The organism is Auraticoccus monumenti, from assembly GCF_900101785.1.
GTDB classification, from domain to species: Bacteria; Actinomycetota; Actinomycetes; order Propionibacteriales; family Propionibacteriaceae; genus Auraticoccus; species Auraticoccus monumenti.
Genome location: NZ_LT629688.1, coordinates 1237691 through 1257225 on the forward strand (window position 1 = coordinate 1237691; position 19535 = coordinate 1257225).

Below are 19535 nucleotides of genomic sequence, written 5' to 3' on the forward strand. Positions count from 1 at the left end.
GGCCGGGGTCAGCGCCCGGCCGGACCGCTCACCAGTTGCCGGGTGAGGAGGGCAGTGCCCGTCCGCGCGGGGCGATCACGTAGACCAGGCCGCCGGACCCGAGCAGCCAGGCCTTCTCGAACTGGCTGCGCCGGTAGGTGACCCGGACCTGGGAGTTGGACGCCTTGAGGTGCGAGGCGGGGTCGTTCACCACCACGTCACCCTTGCTGGTGAACCCGACGACCACGAGCAGGTGCCCGGCGGTGCTGTAGCCGGCGCCGGCCATGTCGGCGGAGCGGAACGACACCGAGGCGACCAGCGGCAGCCCGGCGGCGATGAAGGTCTCCGCCTCCCGCAGCGAGTGCAGCCGGGTCGCGAAGGCGTCCGCGCCCCGGGTGCCGGCGTAGGCGGTGCTCATCGGCCAGTTGCCGGTGCCCTTGTAGGTGTGGTCGTAGGCGCCGCGGGCGGCGTGGTCGACCTGGGGGTTGGTGTGGCCGCTCCCCACCCAGGCGGTGGTCGAGGAGCTCGGGCCGAGCTTGTGGTAGTCCAGCACCATCGCCACCGAGGTGGGGGAGCACCAGGCCTCACCGCCGCCGCCGTACCTCGGCGAGTGACCGACGTGCAGCTGCTGGGAGTAGGTGGGCACGCCGAGGGTGCGCACCGCCTTCCCGGTGGGGGCGGAGGTGGTGATGCTGGTCCGGTCCGGGATGGCCGAGGTCATCACGTGCAGGCTGCGGGCCTCGAGCCGGCCGGTGGTGCCGCGCAGACGCATCAGCCGCACCTGCACCCGGTAGCTCTTGAAGGCGATCCGGTCGGCGGTGACCAGGGTGTCGGTCGCCACGGTGGCGTGCCGGTCGCCCTGGCCGTCCACCGAGGTGCGGCGGATGTCGGAGGTGCCGTCGCCGCTGGCCCAGCGACCCATCACGTACCACTTGCTGGTGACGCCGCCGGTGGTCACTCCCTGCACCCGGACCTCGACCCAGGTGCCCGCGGCGGTCCAGGCGTCCCAGGAGGCGATCAGCTCCTTGGTCACCCCCGGGCTCTTCAGCGGCCCGGTCCAGGTGGCGACGTCGTAGCTGCGGCGGGTGCCGGTGTGCGGGTCGGTGTAGGTGGTGGTGGAGGTGCCGCGGGAGAACTTCAGGGCGCCGCCGGCGACGGTGGTGCCGGAGTGCGTGCCGGTCCGCCACTGGCTGTCGGTGGTCCAGCGGTCCAGGGTGATCCGGTCGGCGGCGGAGGCCTCGAGCGGGAAGGCGCTGAGCGCGGCTGCGCCGGCGGTCACGCCGAGCAGCAGGGAGGGGAGGATGCGTCGGGGGAGCATGCTGCACCCTAGGACGTCGTCGCGAGCGCCGTAAGTGCCGGATCCTCAGGTCTGGAGTTCTGCTCGAGAGTTGGACGGTTGGCTGGCACGACGCAGCGACGCCGCCCACCCCCGGTGCACGGGTGGACGGCGTCGGAGTCGCTCAGAGGGAGTCGGGGTCCCCGCCGGTGCGCTCGCCGCGCTCCAGGCCGTCGATGGCCGCGACGTCCTCGGCGGTCAGCTCGAAGTCGAAGAGCCGGAAGTTCTCCTGGATGCGCGAGGGGGTCACCGACTTCGGGAAGACGATGTAGCCCTTCTGCAGGTGCCAGCGCAGGATGACCTGCGCCGGGGTCCGGTCCAGGCGCTCGGCCAGGTCGGTGACCACCTGCTGCTCCAGGTCGCCGCGACCCAGGGGCGTCCAGGACTCGATCTCGATGCCGTGGCTGCGGATGCCCTCGATGACCTCGGCCTGGCCGAAGGTCGGGTGCACCTCGATCTGGTCCACCACCGGGACGACGCCGGTGGCGTCGATGATGTCGCTCAGGTGGTGGGGGAGGTAGTTCGAGACGCCGATGCTGGTGGTCAGACCCTGCTCCTTGGCGCGGATCATGCCCTCCCACGCCTTGACGTGGGTGCCCTCCTGCAGCGGCCAGTGCACCAGGTACAGGTCGACGCGGTCCAGACCGAGGCGGTCGAGGCTCTCCTGCAGCGCGACCTCGGGGTCGGCGTGGCGCTTGTTGCTCAGCTTGGTGGTGACGTAGATCTCGTCACGGGAGAGGCCGGACTCGGCGATCGCACGGCCGACGCCCTCCTCGTTGCCGTACATCTGGGCGGTGTCGATGTGGCGGTACCCGGCCTCGAGGGCAGCGCTGACGGAGGGGACGATGTCCTCGTCGGCGATCTGCCAGACCCCGAAACCGAGCTGGGGGATGGTGGTGCCGTCGTTGAGGCTGACGTTGGGGACCTGGGTCATGTGCATTCCTCCTGATGGTGCGGTCGATACGTCCTGAACCCTTTCAGAGCGCTCCTGTCCGCTGTACCCCGGGGGCGGGGGCCTACGCGCCCCCGGTCACGCGTCGCGGACGAAGACGATGCCGTCGGGGTCGTCGAGGTGGGTCGGGTCCAGCGGCGCGTAGCCGAACCAGGGGGACACCCGCCGCACCACGCCGTCCAGGTGGGGGACCAGCCGGGCCGGGTCGACGACGTGGCGGTCCCCGGGCAGCGCGTGCAGCAGGCCCTCCAGCGTGTCCGGTGGTGGGGCGTCCACGCCGTGGTCGGCGATGGTGCCCACCGCCGTGGCCAGGTGCGCGTACCCCTCGCCCAGCCGGGTGGCCGTGATCGCCCCGGCGCTCCACCACCCGAGCGGCTGCCCGCCCATCATCATGCTGCTGCGGTGCCGCTGCAGGTGGGCGGCGTGGGTGTGCACCAGCGTCGGGCCGCGCTCGGCCAGGGCGAGCAGGTTGGCGGCCATCATCGCGTCCCGCAGCGCGCACAGCCGGGCCAGCCGCTGCGGGGACGGGTCGGCCATGGCCGCGTGGTAGCGCAGCAGCCCGGCGGCCGTGCGGGCGTGCAGGCGGGCGCGGTCCCCGTCCTCGGGGGAGGACGTGGCCAGCAGGTGGGGGGCCTCGGTGTCGAGGAGGGTGGTCAGGTCGTCGGTGAGCAGACGCAGCTCCGCCACCTCGGGGTTGGTGCCCACCGAGCGGGACGGGTCGAACATGGCGGCGGGCTCGGTCCACCGCTCGTCCGGCCCGAGCAGGCGGTCCAGGTCCGACGCGTCGCAGGGGAGCAGCTCGGTGTCCAGCCGCGCGGCCAGGTGGTCGTGGAGCGCCGTGAGGGCACCCCGCGGGCTGGCGGCGGCGGCCATCTCGAGGGGCCCGTCCACGCCGGCGAAGCGGACCTGCTCCGCCGGCGCCCGGCCGGCGTTGTGGGCGCGCATCCAGCGCACCAGGTCGCGGTTGGCGGGGGAGGTGCCCCAGCCGTGGCTGAAGCCGTGCTCGACCACGTCGTCGAGGTCACCGGCGCCGGAGGTGACGTGCTCGTCCACCAGCAGACCGGTCAGGCAGTCGCTCTCGACGGCGATCGTCCGGTAACCCTCCTGCTCGACGAGCTGGCGGAAGAGGTCGTTGCGCACCCGGAGCAGGGCGTCGGAGCCGTGGGTCGGCTCGCCCAGCCCGAGCAGACGCGGACGGCCGCCCAGCAGAGCCGTCACGGCGCCGGCGTCGAGGGTGGGGGTGACTTCGGCGGGAGGAAGAGGCATGCCTTCGACGGTATCGTTGAACCTACGGTTGAGACCTCAGCCCGAGAAAGGGGCACCGGTGAGCCGAAAGCCTCAAACAGGGGAGCGCCTGCGGCCGGTGGACCTGGCTCGCGAGCACGGTCTGTCCACCCAGGCGATCCGCAACTACGAGGCGGCCGGCATCCTCCCGCCCGCCGACCGGACCGAGCACGGTCACCGCACCTACACCCCGCTGCACGCCGACGCCCTGCACGCCTTCCTGGCCCTGGTCCCGGGTCACGGCCACCAGCGGGCCGCCGACCTCCTGCGGGCGGTGCACCGGGACGCGACCGGGGAGGCCCTGCGGCTCCTGGACGAGAGCCACGCCCAGCTGCTGGAGGACCGCCGCACGCTCGCGGCGGTCGAGGCGGCGCTCGCCGGCCTGGGTCCGGTTCCGCAGGGCCGCGGGGACACCTTCGTCGGTCCTCTGGCCAGCAGGCTCGGTCTCCGTCCGGCGACCCTGCGCAAGTGGGAGCGCGCCGGCCTGCTCCGGCCGGAACGCGACCGCCGGACGGGCTACCGGGTCTACCACCCGGCTGACGTGCGGGACGCCCAGCTGGTGCACCAGCTGCGTCGCGGCGGGTACCTGCTGCGGCAGATCGCGCCGGTCCTGGACCAGGTCCGCTCCGCCGGGGGCGTGGCCCCGCTGGAGTCCGTGCTGCGCGACTGGCACCTCCGCCTGACCGCCCGTGGCCGGTCGATGCTCGGCGGCGCCGCCGCGCTGGACGCCTACCTCGACCGCCGCGGGGACCGGGCTCCCGCGCCGCCCCGCCGGTAGCGCACCGCCGCCCCCGACGACCCTGGCCCGCGGCACCCGGCGGGCGGCCGGACGACCCCTCCCTGCGTGGAAGAATGGCGGCCATGTCGTCGCTCCCCCAGCTGCTCAGCGCGAGGATCGAGGCCGTCGCCGGCGTCGACCCCGAGCTGCGCGCTGCCACCAAGCCCCAGTTCGGTCACTTCCAGTCCAACGTCGCGCTGCGGCTGGCCAAGGCCGAGGGGCGCCCGCCGCGCGAGGTGGCGCAGCGGCTGGTGGAGCAGGCCGACCTCGCCGACCTGTGCGAGCCGCCGGAGGTGGCCGGCCCGGGCTTCATCAACCTGCGGCTGCGCACCGACGTGCTGGCCGCGGCGGCGACCGAGGTGCTCAGCGACCCCCGGCACGGCGTCGTGCCCGAGGGTGGCAGCACCGTGGTGATCGACTACTCCGGCCCCAACGTGGCCAAGCAGATGCACGTGGGCCACCTGCGCTCCACGATCATCGGCGACTGCCTGGCGCGGGTGCTGCGGTCGCTCGGTCACACGGTGGTCGCGCAGAACCACATCGGCGACTGGGGCCGGCAGTTCGGGATGCTGGTGGAGCAGATCCTGCTCGAGGGCCTCGACGTCGCCGACCTCGACCTGCCCGGCGCCGAGGAGCTGTACCGCCGCGCCAACGACCACCTCAAGGCCGACGGGTCCTTCGCCGACGCCGCGCGCCGCCGGGTGGTGCTGCTGCAGTCCGGTGACGAGGAGACCCTGACCATCTGGCGGCAGCTGATCGACGTCTCCCTCGCCGGGTTCCGTGAGAGCTACGCCCGGCTCGGGGTGCTGCTCACCGACGAGGACCTGGCGGGTGAGTCCACCTACAACGACGCGCTCCCCTCGGTGGTCGAGGACCTGGAGGCCAGCGGGGCGGCCGTGGTGGACGACGACGCCCTGGTGGTCTTCGTGGAGGGCTTCAACGCGCCGATGATCGTGCGCAAGCGCGACGGCGGGTTCGGCTACTCCGCCACCGACCTGGCCGCCATCCGGCACCGGGTCCGGGACCTGCACGCCGACCGCATCCTCTACGTGGTGGGCACCGAGCAGACCTTCCACTTCAACCAGGTCTTCGCCGTGGCCCGCAAGGCCGGCTTCCTGCCCGAGGACGTCCGGGCCGAGCACGTCGGCTACGGCATGGTGCTGGGCGCGGACGGCAAGCGGCTTCGGACCCGCGACGGCGGCACCATGAAGCTGACCACCCTGCTGGACGCCGCCGAGGAGCGGGCCGCCCGGCCGATCGCCCTGGCCGCGGTCAAGTACGCCGACCTCTCCAACAGCCTGGTCAAGGACTACGTCTTCGACCTGGACCGCATGGTGCAGACCACCGGTGACACCGGGCCCTACCTGCAGTACGCCCACGCCCGCCTCTGCCAGGTGCTGGCCCGGGCCGTGGCCGAGGGCTACCCGGTGGGGGAGTCGGTGACGCTGCTGGCCGAGCCGGCCGAGCAGACCCTGGCGCTGCTGCTGACCCGCTTCGGAGAGGTGGTCACCGAGGTGGGCGAGACGCTGCAGCCGCACCGCCTCTGCACCTACCTCTACGAGCTCTCCGGTGCGCTGTCGACCTTCTACGAGCAGTGCCCGGTGCTCAAGAGCGAGGCCGACGTCCGGACGTCCCGCCTGGCCCTGTGCACCGCCACCCGCGACGTCCTGGCCACCGGCCTGGACCTGCTGGGCATCGAGGCCCCCGAGCGCATGTGACGCCCGTGGGGGGAGGTCAGTGCTTGGACTTCTCCTCCGACACCGAGGGGTCGCCGGGGGCGGCGTAGTCCAGCACCGGCTCGGGGTGCTCGCGGCGGTCCGAGGCGAGCCAGGCCGCCCCGATGATGCCGGCCTTGTTGCGCAGCCTGGCAGGTACGATCGGGGACTTGAGCCGCAGGTGCGGCAGGAAGTGGTCGGAGTCCTTGGAGACGCCGCCGCCCACCACGATCAGGTCCGGCCACAGCAGCGCCTCGACCACCTCGTAGTAGCGCTGCAGCCGCGGCACCCACTCCTCGTAGCTGAGCCCGAGCTGGTCCTTGACGCCCGAGGACGCCTGGCTCTCCGCGTCGTGGCCGTCGATCTCGAGGTGACCGAGCTCGGAGTTCGGCACCAGGATCCCGCGGTGGATGATGGCCGAGCCGATCCCGGTGCCGAGGGTGGTCATCAGCACCAGACCGGGGTGGTCCTTGGCGGCCCCGTAGCGGACCTCCGCCACACCCGCGGCGTCGGCGTCGTTGACCAGGTAGATGTCGCGGCCGAGCCGGTCCTCGAAGAGCTGCTCGGCCTCGCAGTCCACCCACGCCTTGTCGATGTTGGCCGCCGAGCGGGTGCGCCCGTGCGTCACGACCGAGGGGATGGTGATCCCGATCGGGCCGTCACCGATCTGGTCGGCGAAGTGCTCCACGATCTGGGCGACCACGTCGGCGACCCGGGCCGGGGTCGACTCCTCGGGGGTGTCGATCCGCAGCCGCTTGCTGGTGAACTCGCCCTTGGCGAGGTCGACGGGAGCCCCCTTGATGCCGGACCCACCGATGTCGATGCCGAGAACCGCGTTGTCTGCCACGGGAGCGAGCCTAGGACACCCGCTCCGGGACCGGCAGGCCGCCGTCCCAGGACCGCGTGCCGACGTCCCCGCGGGCACCGGCCGAGCGGGGGCGCAGGAGCGTGCTCAGCCCTCGGACGCGGCCGCGGCGGGGTCGGTGGTGGGCACCGGGTCGCCCAGCGCGGGCCCCGAGGCGCTCCCGGCGGGGGCCTCCGCCCGGGCCCGCTGCATCCGCTGCAGCTGGCTCAGCGCCACCGCGCGGGCGTGGTCGCTGCTGACGTGCACGATGCTCAGGGTCACCGGCCCCGGGGTGGTGTCGACGTGCACCGTGGCCAGGTCGAGTCGCCGCTGCAGCGGTCCGCGGGTGATCCGCACCGACTGCGTCTTGGCGTGCGGGACCACCGACATGGTGTCGACCAGCCAGCCGCGGCGGGTCACCACGACCCGGTCGTCCCAGCCGTGCCGCAGCGTCCACCAGTTCCACCAGCGCAGCCAGCGCGCGCTGCGCGGCGAGGGGTGCAGCTCGACGGCGTCCAGGTCGACGTCGGGCAGGATCGCCCGCAGCCCGGTCCGCACCTGCTCCAGGGTGGCCACCGGGAAGAGGAGGGAGTCGCTGTTCTGCTGCCCGCCCTCGTCGGTGCTCCTGGTCTGGCCCAGGACGTCGATCCGCACCCGGTACAGCCCGGCGGGACGCCAGGTGACGGACTGGGAGATCGAGATGCCCTGGATCCGGTCGACCGGGACCGACTGGCTGGTCAGGTTGGTCAGGCCGCGGCTGATCCGCAGCCCGCGCCCGGAGCGGGCCAGCGTGTAGTTGAACTGACCGATCAGGTACTTGCTCAGAGCGCTGAACAGCTGGATGCCCAGCGGGATCACCGCCGGCAGGGCGAAGAGGGTGACGCCGAGGACGGTGGTCACCGTCAGGCCGACGGCGAGCAGCACCGCGGGGAAGAGGAAGTCCCCGGAGAGCACGAAGCCCAGCACCAGCTGCTGCGGGGTGAGCCTGACCAGCACCTCGTCGGTGCTGGACAGGTCGGTCCAGGCGCTGGTCGGGGCGGCCTCGTCGGTGATGCTGCGCTGCTCGCCGCTGGCGCGGGTGAGCAGGTAGTCCCGGAGCCGGGCGGCCTTGTCGCGGCGGAGGTAGCGCAACCGGGCGCCGGAGTCGCCGGCACCGGCCTCCAGCCGCATCTCGGCGAGGCCGAAGATGCGGGCGCTGAGGGGCTGGACGACGTCGATGGTCTGCAGCCGCTGGAAGGGAATCCGCTTGGACTGGCGGAAGACCGCCCCGGTCTCGATCCGCAGCTCGTCGTCGTCGATCACGAAGCGGGTGAACCGCCAGGTCATGAAGCCGGCCAGGGCGGCGACCAGCACGACCGCGACCAGGGCCAGCAGCACCCAGCGCAGGGAGCCGGAGAGGTTGGAGACCAGCGAGTCGTCCCCGCCGTCGGGGATGAGCTCGCGGGACGCGCCGAGCAGGATGGCCACGAGCACGACCCAGCCCCGGATCAGGGGCGTCAGCGGGTGCGGGCGCTCGAAGGTCTTGCCGTCCGCACCGGTGCGGGCGTCGGTCAGACCGGCCGACGGCGGGTCCTCCTGCGCCGGTCCCGGGGTGCCGACGGCGGTGCGGGGGTCCGGCTCACGTGAGCCGGCGGTGGGGTCGGGCCCCGGGGTGCCGGGGACGGTCACAGCCCGGACAGCCTTGCCTCGGCCCGCTGGGACAGCTGGTCACGCAGCCGGGTGGCCTCGGCGGCCGGCAGGCCCGGGATGGTGGCGTCGGTGCTCGCGCTGGCCGTGACCAGCTTGACCGTGGCCATCCCGAGGCTGCGCTCCAGCGGACCGGAGGTGACGTCGACCACCTGCATCCGCCCGTACGGCACCACCGTCAGCGCGCGGAACATGACGCCGTGGGTGATGTACAGGTCGTCGTCCAGCTCGGCGTAGCCCCAGTTGCGCCAGCGGCGACCGACCAGCAGCACGTTGAGGAGCAGGATCACCCCGAAGAACGTCCAGAGCACCACGCCGATCCACCACAGGTCGGTCAGGAACCCCACCAGCAGGGCCGGGACGGTCGGCACCAGCACGCAGGCGATGGTGGTCCCGATCAGCTCGAGGGTCCTCCAGCGCGGAGAGATCCGCTGCCAGCTGGCGCCCGGCGGGGCGAAGAGCTCATCCATGTGCGGTCAGCCTAGTGCCCGCAGCCGTGCTTGCGGGCGGCGCGCTCGGCCTTGCCCTTCCCCTTCCGGCGCACCTTCACCGACACCCCGCCGAACAGGCAGAGCCCCTTGACCACCAGGGTCGGCGAGCCGGCCGGCGCGGGCGGGACGTCGACCTCGGCGCCCCCGAAGATCGCCACGGTCTCGTTGCGGACCGCGACCCCCTCGGGCACGGTGATCTCCACCCCGCCGAACACGGTGAGGCCGGTCATCTCGATCTGCTCGCCCTCCCAGGTGGCCTCGGTGAGGTCGAGCTCGCCGCCCCCGAACAGGGTGAGCAGCTGGTTGTCGCGCCGGACCCGCCACTGGCCCTTGCGCTCGAAGCCACCGAAGACGGCCACGAAGCGGTCGGGGTCGCTGGTGGCGGCACCGGGTTCGACCAGGGGCCCGGTCGCGCTCCGCTCGCGGGTGGTGGCCAGCGGGCGGTCCAGCGGCACCAGGTCGGTGGTCAGCGGCACCAGGTCCTCGAAGGTGCGGGCCCGCATCGCCAGGTCGAGGCGCTCGTCGTGCTCCTCGTGGGTGAGACGCCCCTCGGCGTAGGCGGTGCTGAGCACGTTGGCCACCTTGGCCCGGTCGGCGTCGGAGGCACGGAGCCCGCCGGACTGCGTCTGCAGGGTCGGGGGGGTGGGTCCGGGGTCGCGCACGGCGTCCCCGGAGGTCCCCGGTCCGCGGTCCTGCTGGGCCCCGGCGGAGGTCGCGTCCATCAGCGGCCAACCGGCCTGCTGGTCCTGCTCGACGGAAGGGTTCACGTCCCCACGCTAAGCCGGGCCCCCGGTCTCTGGCCACGGTCGCAGCCGACTTTGGGGGAGCCCTCAGGGCTGCCCCCGACCGGGGAACGACTTCAACCCCGGGGGGAGGATGCGCTAGACTCCCTACCGGTCGAACGGGGTCAGCGCCCCCGGAGGACCGTGCGCGGATGTAGTTCAATGGTAGAACTTCAGCTTCCCAAGCTGATGGTGCGGGTTCGATTCCCGTCATCCGCTCCAACACGTCGGCTGGCACCGGTGCGCGACGAGGCAGCCGGCCGCTATGCTCACGCTCGACTTCTGCTCGCAGCCCTCCCCGACCGGTCCAGCCGACCGGTCCCGGCGTGCCGGGTGCGGACGTCCGCCGGGTGACGGGGGTTCCTGGTGGTTCGGAACCCGACCCGCCGCCCGGCGCCCAGCCGCCGCGCACGACCCGAAGAGGACCCCCGTGGCGCCCGACCCCGCCTTCGACGAGCACGTCATCGAGTCCGGACTGACCGACGGCTACTGGATCCAGGCGGTGGACGTCGACGGCGACGGCCGCCCGGACATCCTGACCTCCGGGCTGAGCGAGGGGCACGTCTCCTGGTACCGGAACCCGGACTGGAGCAAGCAGCCGATCCACTCCTTCTCCCGACCCGTCTCGCTGGACCAGGGTGACGTCTCCGGCAGCGGGCGGCGCGACCTGGTCATCTGCCACGACTACGCCCCGACGATGTTCGTCGCCACCCCCGCCGACGGGCGCATCTCCTGGTTGGAGAACCCCGGACCGGCCGGCGGGGAGTGGACGGCCCGACCGATCGGCCAGCTCGGCTCCACCCACCGGCTCCGGCTCGGCCACTTCACCGACCCCGACCGTCAGCAGCTGCTGGCGCTGCCGGTCGTCGGCCAGGCATCCGGGCTGGACGCGCTGCACGCACCCATCAAGGTGGTGCTCTACGACCGCCCCGACGACCTCGAGGCGGGGGAGTGGGCCGCGCAGCCGGTCGACGAGACCAGCTTCCGCGTCATCCACGCCGCCCAGCTGGGCCACTTCGGAGCGCCCTCGCCGGCCGGCCTGGACGCCGTGCTGCTGGCCTGCGAGGAGGGGCTGGTCTGGTTCGGGGTGGACGGCAGCGGCAGCTGGCAGCGTCACGTCCTGCACACCGGGGAGACGACCCAGCAGGAGCGCACCGGCTACAAGGGCAGCGGCAACATCGCCATCGGCCGCCTCGGGGACGACCCGTACGCCTTCATGGCCGCCGTCGAGCCCTTCCACGGCAACACCCTCGCGCTGTACACCCGGGAGGGGACCCACGACGGCGTCGTGGGTGGCACCTGGGAGCGCCGGGTGCTCGAGGTGTTCGGCGAGCCCAACGAGGCCGGCGAGGGGCCGGCGCACCACGTGGTCTGCGCCGACTTCGACGGCGACGGCGAGGACGAGCTGCTGGTGGCCCTGCGCGGTCCGATGCCGCACCAGGGGGTGTTCCTGTACAAGTTCAGCGACGTCCGCGCCGGGGTGTACGAGAAGACGCGGCTCTCCGAGGCCTCGGCCGCCCGGATCGCGGTGGCCGACTTCGACGGGGACGGCCGACTGGACTTCGCCACGCTCGGCTACTACGTGCCCGGCTACTTCCTCTGCGAGGACCCCCAGCTGGTCCTGTTCCTCAACCGCTACGGCGCGGCGGTCCCCGGCACGCCGGCCATCCCGGCGCTCCCGCTGGGTGGCTGACGGTGACCGAGCGCCGCGACCCGATCCCGGCCGACCAGGCCGTGGCCCCGGAGGAGCGGGCTGCGGGGGAGCGGGCGCGGGAGCACCACGCCGGTCCGGTGGCGCCCGCCGTCCCCGGCGGGCACGAGCCCGCCCCCGTCGACCGGGACCGCGACCTCGACCGCTTCCTCACCTTCATCGACGCCATCGTGGCCATCGCGGTGACCCTGCTCATCCTGCCGCTGGCCGAGATCGCCGACGAGTTCCCCGAGCGGTCGCTGACCGAGCTCCTCGCCGCCCACACCGGGGAGGTCTTCAACTTCCTGCTCAGCTTCCTGGTGATCACCCAGCTCTGGTTCGCCCAGCACCGGATCGTGCGCACCGTCGTGGTGCCGGACCCGGTGGTGATCCGCTACCTCGTCGCCTGGGCGCTGACCGTGGTCGTGCTGCCGGTGCCGACGGCCCTGGTGGCCGCCTCCAGCGAGGGCGACATGACCGAGCCGCTGTACATCGCCACCATGGTCCTGAGCAGCCTCTGCCTCACCCTGACCGCCCTGAGGGTCGCCGCCCGGCCCGCCATCGGGGACGGCCGGGCGCCGACGGACCCGCTCAGCTCGATCACCGCCACGGCCACCATGGTGCTGGCGCTGCTGATCTCGCTGGTCTTCCCCCTCGCCGGCTACCTCCCGCTGCTGCTGCTCCTGCTCAGCGGTCGGGTGGCCCGGCTGATCCGCTCCCGGCTGGCCGCGCGGTGACCGCCACGTCGGGCGCACGTGAATTCTGCGAGACGACCGGTCGGTCGATCTCCCACCCGGGCTCCCGGCCCGCTAGGTTCCTGCCACCAGGTGGTTCCCGGCCCGTCCAGGGTCTGGAGCCGCTCGGGTTGAGCTGGTCCGGGGGCCACGCGAGTGGCAGATCAACGACTCCTACTGATAGCCGTTGAGAGGATTTGCCGTGTTCCCACCCGGATCCGTCCGTGTCGCCGCCGTGCCCAACGCGTGGGTGAACGACGACCTCCCCGAGCTCGGACGGGGGACCTCGTTCGAGCAGATCATCAGCGAGATGGCCCTCGCCGGGTACGAGGGCACCGAGCTGGGGAGCACCTACCCCAGCGACGCCGCCACCCTCAACGCCGCCCTCGCCGTCCGCGGGCTCTCCCCCTCCGGTGGCTGGGTCTCCACCTGGTTCGCCTCCCGGGGTGGGGCCTACGAGCAGACCCTCGAGGCGTTCCGCGCCCAGATCCCGTTCTTCACCGCGATCGGGTTGCAGGACGTCTACGTGGCCGAGGTGACCGGGGCCGTGCACCAGCAGCCCGTGCCAGCGCTGGCCAACCGTCCGGTCCTCGACGACGCGCAGTGGGACGCCATGGTCCGGGGTCTGGGTGAGATGGGCCGGATCGCCACCGAGCACGGGCTGCGGATCAACTACCACCACCACACCGGCACCGGGGTGCAGTCGTCGGAGGACATCGACCGGCTGATGGCCGACACGACGCCCGGCGAGACCTTCCTGCTGCTGGACACGGCGCACCTGCTCGTGGGCGGCGGCGACCCGATGGAGGTGCTGACCAAGCACGAGGGCCGGATCGGGCACGTGCACCTGAAGAACCTCCGCCAGCCGGTGCTGGACCGGATGCACGAGCAGTCGCTGAGCTTCTGGGACGCCCTGCGCCAGGGCATCTTCACCGTGCCCGGCGACGACGAGGGGTGCATCGACTTCGCCCCGCTGCTGCGGAAGCTGGCCGACGACGGCTGGTCCGGCTGGTTGGTCGTGGAGGCCGAGCAGGACCCGGCGACCGCGCACCCGCTCGAGGTCTTCCGCGCCGCCCGCCGCCACATCGCCGACCTGGCTGGTCTCTGACGTGGCCACCGCCGAGGACGGCCGTCTGACCGAGGCCAACACCGGGACGGCGCCCTGGCGGCGGTGGGGCCCCTACCTGTCGGACCGGCAGTGGGGCACCGTCCGCGAGGACACCTCGCCGGGCGGTGACGCCTGGGACTCCTTCCCCCACGACCACGCCCGCTCCCGCGCCTACGGGTGGGGCGAGGACGGGTTGCTGGGGATCAGCGACGACAGCCAACAGCTGTGCTTCGCCCTGGCCCTGTGGAACGAGGCCGACCCGATCATCAAGGAGCGGCTGTTCGGCCTGACCAACAGCGAGGGCAACCACGGCGAGGACGTCAAGGAGTACTACTTCTACCAGGACTCCACACCGACCCACTCCTGGATGAAGGGGCTGTACAAGTACCCGCAGGCCGCCTACCCCTACGAGGACCTGCTGCGCACCAACGCCGCCCGGGGCAAGCAGGAGCCCGAGTACGAGCTGGTCGACACCGGGATCTTCGACGACCAGCGCTACTTCGACGTGGAGGTGGTCTACGCCAAGGCCGGCCCCGAGGACGTGCTGGTGCAGGTCACCGCCACCAACCGGGGACCCGACCCGGCCGCGCTGCACCTGCTGCCCACGTTGTGGCTGCGCAACACCTGGTCCGGGGACGAGCAGGCCCCGCGGCCCCGGCTGACCGCCGACCCGGCCAGCCGCCAGGTCCTGGTCGACTGCCCCGACCTCGGCCCCTACCGCCTGATCTGGGAGGGCGACGTCGACGTCCTGGCCACCGAGAACGAGAGCAACTGGGCGCGTCTGGCCGGCGGCACCAACCCCACGCCGTACGTCAAGGACGGCATCAACGACGCCGTCGTCACCGGCCGCCCCGAGACCGTCGACCCCGGGCTGACCGGCACCAAGATCGCCCTGCGCCGGCGCGCGGTCGTGGGGGCCGGGGAGTCGGTCACCATGCGGCTGCGGCTCACCACCGACGCCCCGCGGTCCGGCCTGGGCGAGGACGTCGACCAGGTGCTGACCACGCGCCGGCAGGAGGCCGACGAGTTCTACACCTCCATCACTCCGCCCACGGTGGGCGCCGAGCCCGCGCGGGTGATGCGGCAGGCCCTGGCGGGGATGCTGTGGTCCAAGCAGTTCTACTGCTACGACCTGGACCGGTGGCTGAGCCAGCGCGGGGTGCACCCGCTGCGCGACGAGGCCGGTCTCGACCACCGCAACGCCCGCTGGTTCCACATGGTCTGCGGCGACATCATCTCGATGCCCGACTGCTGGGAGTACCCCTGGTTCGCCGCCTGGGACCTGGCCTTCCACACGATGTCGCTCGCGATGGTCGACACCACCTTCGCCCGTGACCAGCTCCAGCTGCTCCTCGGCGAGCACTACCTCCACCCGTCGGGGCAGATCCCGGCCTACGAGTGGAACTTCTCCGACGTCAACCCGCCGGTGCACGCGCTGGCCACGCTGTTCAGCCACGTGCAGGCCGTCGACACCGGTGCCGAGGACGACCACGCCTTCCTCAGCGACACCTTCGCCAAGCTGGCGCTCAACTTCACCTGGTGGGTGAACCGCAAGGACGTCAACGGCGCCAACACCTTTGAGGGTGGCTTCCTCGGGCTGGACAACATCGCCGTCTTCGACCGCAGCGCCGCCCAGCTCCCCACCGGCGGCCGTCTGGAGCAGGCCGACGGCACGGCCTGGATGGCGCTGTACTGCCAGAGCATGCTGGAGCTCTCCCTCGAGCTAGCCAGGACCGACCCCGGCTACGAGGGGACCGCCCTGAAGTACCTGGAGCACTTCCTCTACATCTGCGCCGCGATGGAGCGCGGTGACGGCATGTGGGACGAGGAGGACGGGTTCTTCTACGACCAGCTGCGCCTGCCCGACGGATCCGGTGAGCGGCTGCGGGTCCGGTCGATGGTCGGCCTGGTCCCGCTGTGCGCGGTGACCGTGGTCCCGGCCGAGTCGTTCGGGGTTCTCGACGACCGGCTGGCCGGGTTCATGCGCCGCCACCCGGACCTGCTCGGCCAGATCTCCGACCCCCTGCTGCCCGGGGTCGGGAACCGACGGATCCTCACGCTGCTGGACGAGGACCGGTTGCGGAGCGTGCTCGGCTACCTGCTGGACGAGGAGGAGTTCCTGAGCCCGCACGGGGTCCGCGCGCTCTCGCGCTTCCACCGCGACCACCCCTTCGCCATGGAGGTCCAGGGCCAGCAGTTCGGTGTGGGCTACCTCCCCGGCGAGTCCGACAGCGGCATGTTCGGCGGCAACTCCAACTGGCGCGGCCCGGTCTGGATGCCGGTGAACTTCATGATCATCCGGGCGCTGCTGCAGTACTACCTGTACTACGGCGACGACTTCACCGTCGAGCTGCCGACCGGCTCCGGCCAGCAGCACACCCTGTTCGAGGTGGCCGCGGACCTCGCCGACCGGCTGGTGTCGATCTTCGTGCCCGACGAGGGCGGCCGGCGTCCGGTGTTCGGCGGGGTCGAGCTGTTCCAGACCGACCCGCACTGGCGGGACAACCTGCTGTTCTACGAGTACTTCCACGGTGACGACGGCGCCGGGATCGGGGCCTCGCACCAGACCGGGTGGACCGGGCTGGTGGCCAAGCTGGTCCAGCTCTTCGGCACCATCGACGCCGCCACCGTCCTCGGCGACACCCGGACCCACCCCTCCACGACGCTGTTCCGCCGTGATGTCGGCTGACGCCGGGGCGGCCGCGGACCGGCTGAACCCGCTGCTGTACCAGGTGAACACCCGGGTCCTGCTGCACGAGCTCGGACTCGACCTCGGTCGCGCGGTCACCCTCGACGACGTCCCCGACGCCTTCCTCGACGACATCGCCACCCGCGGGTTCGACTGGGTGTGGATGCTCGGCGTGTGGCAGACGGGGCCGGCCGGGCGTGCCGTCTCCGCGACCGAGCCCGGGTGGCTGGCGGGGTACCGCGAGGTGCTGCCCGACTTCACCCCCGAGGACGTCGTCGGGTCCCCGTTCGCCGTCGTCGACTACGCCGTGCACACCGACCTCGGCGGCGACGCGGCCCTGGCCCGGCTCCGGACCCGGCTGGCCGGGCGCGGGCTGCGTCTGCTGCTGGACTTCGTGCCCAACCACACCGCGCCCGACCACCCCTGGCTGGAGGACGCCCCGCACCGCTACGTCGTCGGCTCCGAGGCCGACCTGACGGCGCAGCCGCAGAACTGGTTCCGGGTGGGGGAGCGGGTGGTCGCGCACGGCCGCGACCCCTACTTCGACGGCTGGCCCGACACCGCCCAGCTCAACTACCGCCACCCCGACCTGCGGGCGGCGATGACTGCGGAGCTGGAGGGGGTGGCCGACCGCTGCGACGGGGTCCGGTGCGACATGGCGATGCTGCTCGAGCCGGAGGTCTTCGCCGCCACCTGGGGTGACCGCTCGCTCCCGCCCGACGGCGCCACCCCGGTGGACACCGCGTTCTGGCCCGGGGCCATCGCCGCGGTGCGTCGCCGCCACCCCGGCTTCCTGCTGATGGCGGAGGTGTACTGGGACATGGAGTGGCAGCTCCAGCAGCACGGGTTCGACCTCACCTACGACAAGCGGCTCTACGACCGCCTCCGCAGCGGCGAGGCGTCCGCCGTCCGCGGGCACCTGATGGCCGACCCCGACTTCCAGCACCGCTCCGCCCGGTTCCTGGAGAACCACGACGAGCCGCGGGCGGCGGCGATCCTCCCTGACCTCCTCCAGCACGAGGCGGCTGCGGTGGTGACCTTCCTCGGCACGGGGCTGCGGTTCCTGCACGAGGGCCAGCTGGAGGGGCGACGGGTCAAGGCGCCGCTGCACCTGCGACGGCGTCCGGTCGAGGAGCCCGACCCCGCCGTGCGGGACCTCTACGAGCGGCTGCTGGCCGTGCTCGCCGACCCGGTGCTGCGCACGGGCCACTGGCAGCTCCTCGACACCGCCCCGGCCTGGCCGGGCAACCCCACCTCCGACGCCTACGTGGTCACCGGGTGGTCGACGGCGCCGGGGCTGCCGCTGCGCTGGCTGGTGGCGGTCAACCTCAGCGCCGAGCAGGCCCAGACCCGGGTCGTGCTGAGGGGTCTGCTGCCCGACGCCGGCACCCTGCGGCTGACCGACCGGCTGCACCCCGGCACCGTCTACGACCGCGACGGGGCCGACCTCGCCGCCGACGGGCTCTTCCTCGACCTGCCGGCGTCGGGCTGCAACGTCTTCGCGGTCTCCCCCGTGGAGGAGCCGACGTGAGCCCTCGTCCCGGCCGCAGGCCGCCCGCCGACCCCGACGTCCCCCACCCCGCGCCCCACCTCCCCCGGAAGGCCGACCGTGCCCGCTGAGACCGACCACGCCACCGCCGCCAGCACCCTCTACGACGCGCTCGTCGTCGGTTCCGGGGTCAGCGGCGCCATCATCGCCCGTTCCCTCGCCGAGCGCGGTCTGCACGTGCTCGTGGTGGAGGCCGGGCCGGGGGAGGAGCTGTCGGTGGCCGACTACGACTCCTACCTGACCCGCTTCTACTCGGCGGCGGCCAAGGAGAACAACTCCGCCTACGAGGTGAACCCCAACGCCCCGATGCCCCGGTCCCCCGACGTCCGGCGGCTGCAGGCCGGCCACCCGGACTCCACCGGCTACCTGGTCCAGAACGGGCCCTACGAGATGGACAGCGTCTACACCCGGGTGCTGGGTGGCACGACGATGCACTGGGAGGGCAAGGCCATGCGCATGCTCCCCGAGGACTTCGAGATGCGGACCCGGTTCGGGCAGGGGCGTGACTGGCCCATCGGCTACGACGACCTCGAGCCGCACTACCGCCGGGCCGAGCGCGAGCTGGGGGTGTCGGCCGACGTCGAGGACCAGACCTTCTACGGCATCACGTTCCCGCCGGACTACGTGTTCCCGATGCACGGGCTGCCGCCGTCCTACCTGGACTCGATCCTGGCCCGGGACCTCGACGGCACCGTGATCCAGCTCGAGGACACCGCCTGCACGGTGTCGGTGCGCCCGACCGCCCAGGCCCGCAACTCGATGCCCAACGCGGCCTACGACGGCGGCCGTGGCTACGTCCCCGTCGGGGCCGTCAGCACCCACCAGATCGACCAGGGCGACCGGTGCCAGGGCAACATCAACTGCGTGCCGCTGTGCCCGGTGCAGGCCAAGTACAACGCCCGCAAGACGCTCTCCATCGGGCTCCGCACCGGTCGGATCGACATCCTCACCCAGACCGTCGCCTCCAAGGTGCACGTCGGGGAGGACGGCCGGATCAGCCACGTGGACTACCAGGCCTACGGCTCGACGTCCTCACCGGACCACGTCACCGGCTCGCTCCGCGCGACGACGTACGTGCTGGCCGCGAACCCGGTCGAGAACGCCCGGCTGCTGCTGGCCTCGGGGCTGCCCGGCAGCAGCGGGCTGGTGGGGCGCAACCTGATGGACCACGCCTACCTGCTCACCTGGGCCACCCTGCCCGAGATCGCCGGGACGATGAGGGGGTCGCAGTGCACCTCCGGCATCGAGGACTTCCGCTCCGGCGGGTTCCGCAGCCGCCACGCGGCGATGCGGGTGAGCATCCACAACGACGGCTGGTCCTGGCCCACCGGCTCGCCCTACTCCGACCTGCTGGAGCTGGTGGACGACGGCAACGCCTACGGGGAGACCCTGCGGCGCCGGGTCGTGGACCGCGTCTCACGCCAGCTGATGCTCTCGTTCATGATCGACCTGCCCCCCGAGCCGAGCAACCGCATCACCGTCGACGGGCGCTACACCGACGCCCTGGGCAACCTGCGACCGGTGCTGTCCTACTCGCTGCCGGAGTACACGATGGACGCCGTCTCGGCCAGCCGCCGGGTCTCCCGCCGGCTCTTCCAGCGGCTGGGGGCCGAGGACAGGACGCACTACGACCCGCTCGACCCCGGCTTCGTCGCCCACCAGGGCGAGGGCTACGTGGTCCGCGGCGGCAACCACTGGTCGGGCACCCACATCATGGGCACCTCCAGCCGGGACTCGGTGGTCGACGACCACCAGCGCTCCTGGGACCACGACAACCTCTACCTCGTGGGCTCCGGCAGCATGCCCAGCATCGGGACCTCGAACACCACCCTGACGCTGGCCGCCCTCTCCTTCCGCACGGCCGACCACATCGCCTCCGCGCTCACCACCCGTCCCTCCGTCACGATCGGGGCCTGAC

15 protein-coding genes and 1 tRNA gene are annotated in these 19535 nt (G+C 72.5%); 9 read left to right on the top strand and 7 right to left on the bottom strand.

Annotated features, from left to right (window positions below; all coding sequences use genetic code 11):
- Positions 1-28: 28 nt before the first annotated feature.
- The 3 genes from BLT52_RS05720 to BLT52_RS05730 all read right to left on the bottom strand — a co-directional run bounded on the left by BLT52_RS05720 (position 29) and on the right by BLT52_RS05730 (position 3533).
- A complete protein-coding gene (locus tag BLT52_RS05720) occupies positions 29-1297 on the bottom strand; it encodes a peptidase C39 family protein (protein WP_090591461.1) in 1269 nt (422 codons plus the stop codon).
- Positions 1298-1439: 142 nt separating this feature from the next.
- Positions 1440-2249, bottom strand: coding sequence for an aldo/keto reductase (locus tag BLT52_RS05725; protein ID WP_090591463.1), 810 nt, complete (start codon positions 2247-2249; stop codon positions 1440-1442).
- A 96-nt stretch (positions 2250-2345) separates the two neighbouring features.
- Entirely contained in the window at positions 2346-3533 is a 1188-nt protein-coding gene (locus BLT52_RS05730; protein WP_090591465.1) for an erythromycin esterase family protein, read from the bottom strand.
- Positions 3534-3630: 97 nt separating this feature from the next.
- On the opposite strand from BLT52_RS05730, the gene BLT52_RS21660 reads away from it, so the two are divergent.
- Together BLT52_RS21660 and argS are read left to right on the top strand one after the other, a co-directional pair.
- Positions 3631-4329 carry a TioE family transcriptional regulator gene (locus BLT52_RS21660; protein WP_269457587.1) on the top strand — a complete coding sequence of 233 codons (699 nt, stop codon included), beginning with the start codon at positions 3631-3633 and terminating at the stop codon, positions 4327-4329.
- 74 nt (positions 4330-4403) lie between these two features.
- Complete coding sequence (argS, locus tag BLT52_RS05740) at positions 4404-6047, top strand: arginine--tRNA ligase (RefSeq protein WP_407922615.1); 1644 nt, start codon at positions 4404-4406, stop codon at positions 6045-6047.
- 16 nt (positions 6048-6063) lie between these two features.
- On the opposite strand, the gene ppgK is transcribed toward argS, so the two are convergent.
- The 4 genes from ppgK to BLT52_RS05760 form a co-directional block, all read right to left on the bottom strand.
- The gene (gene ppgK / locus BLT52_RS05745; RefSeq protein ID WP_090591471.1) at positions 6064-6891 is read right to left on the bottom strand and encodes a polyphosphate--glucose phosphotransferase; all 828 of its coding nucleotides are present in this window, start codon (positions 6889-6891) and stop codon (positions 6064-6066) included.
- 105 nt (positions 6892-6996) lie between these two features.
- A complete protein-coding gene (locus tag BLT52_RS05750; protein ID WP_090591472.1) occupies positions 6997-8556 on the bottom strand; it encodes a PH domain-containing protein in 1560 nt (519 codons plus the stop codon).
- Complete coding sequence (locus BLT52_RS05755) at positions 8553-9044, bottom strand: PH domain-containing protein (protein ID WP_090591475.1); 492 nt, start codon at positions 9042-9044, stop codon at positions 8553-8555. The genes BLT52_RS05750 and BLT52_RS05755 overlap by 4 nt, the downstream gene beginning before the upstream one ends.
- Before the next feature lie 11 nt (positions 9045-9055).
- Positions 9056-9832: a DUF1707 SHOCT-like domain-containing protein gene (locus BLT52_RS05760; RefSeq protein ID WP_090591477.1), complete on the bottom strand. Its 777-nt coding sequence runs from the start codon at positions 9830-9832 to the stop codon at positions 9056-9058.
- A gap of 163 nt (positions 9833-9995) precedes the next feature.
- Between BLT52_RS05760 and BLT52_RS05765 the strand changes: the two genes are divergently transcribed.
- The 7 genes from BLT52_RS05765 (at position 9996) to BLT52_RS05790 (ending at position 19534) form a co-directional block, all read left to right on the top strand.
- Positions 9996-10069 (top strand) — tRNA-Gly (locus BLT52_RS05765).
- Between the two features lie 208 nt (positions 10070-10277).
- The gene (locus BLT52_RS20725; protein ID WP_172803993.1) at positions 10278-11540 is read left to right on the top strand and encodes an FG-GAP repeat domain-containing protein; all 1263 of its coding nucleotides are present in this window, start codon (positions 10278-10280) and stop codon (positions 11538-11540) included.
- Positions 11541-11542: 2 nt separating this feature from the next.
- Positions 11543-12274, top strand: coding sequence for a TMEM175 family protein (locus BLT52_RS20730; RefSeq protein ID WP_157676993.1), 732 nt, complete (start codon positions 11543-11545; stop codon positions 12272-12274).
- 199 nt (positions 12275-12473) lie between these two features.
- Positions 12474-13379 carry a myo-inosose-2 dehydratase gene (gene iolE / locus BLT52_RS05775; protein ID WP_197679207.1) on the top strand — a complete coding sequence of 302 codons (906 nt, stop codon included), beginning with the start codon at positions 12474-12476 and terminating at the stop codon, positions 13377-13379.
- 1 nt (position 13380) lies between these two features.
- Positions 13381-16068: an MGH1-like glycoside hydrolase domain-containing protein gene (locus BLT52_RS05780; protein ID WP_090591482.1), complete on the top strand. Its 2688-nt coding sequence runs from the start codon at positions 13381-13383 to the stop codon at positions 16066-16068.
- Positions 16058-17599, top strand: a complete 1542-nt coding sequence (locus tag BLT52_RS05785) for an alpha-amylase family glycosyl hydrolase (RefSeq protein ID WP_090591483.1) — start codon at positions 16058-16060, stop codon at positions 17597-17599. The genes BLT52_RS05780 and BLT52_RS05785 overlap by 11 nt, the downstream gene beginning before the upstream one ends.
- A gap of 78 nt (positions 17600-17677) precedes the next feature.
- Positions 17678-19534 (top strand): GMC family oxidoreductase, encoded by a 1857-nt coding sequence (locus BLT52_RS05790; RefSeq protein WP_090591486.1) that lies wholly within the window; start codon positions 17678-17680, stop codon positions 19532-19534.
- Position 19535 lies beyond the last annotated feature (1 nt).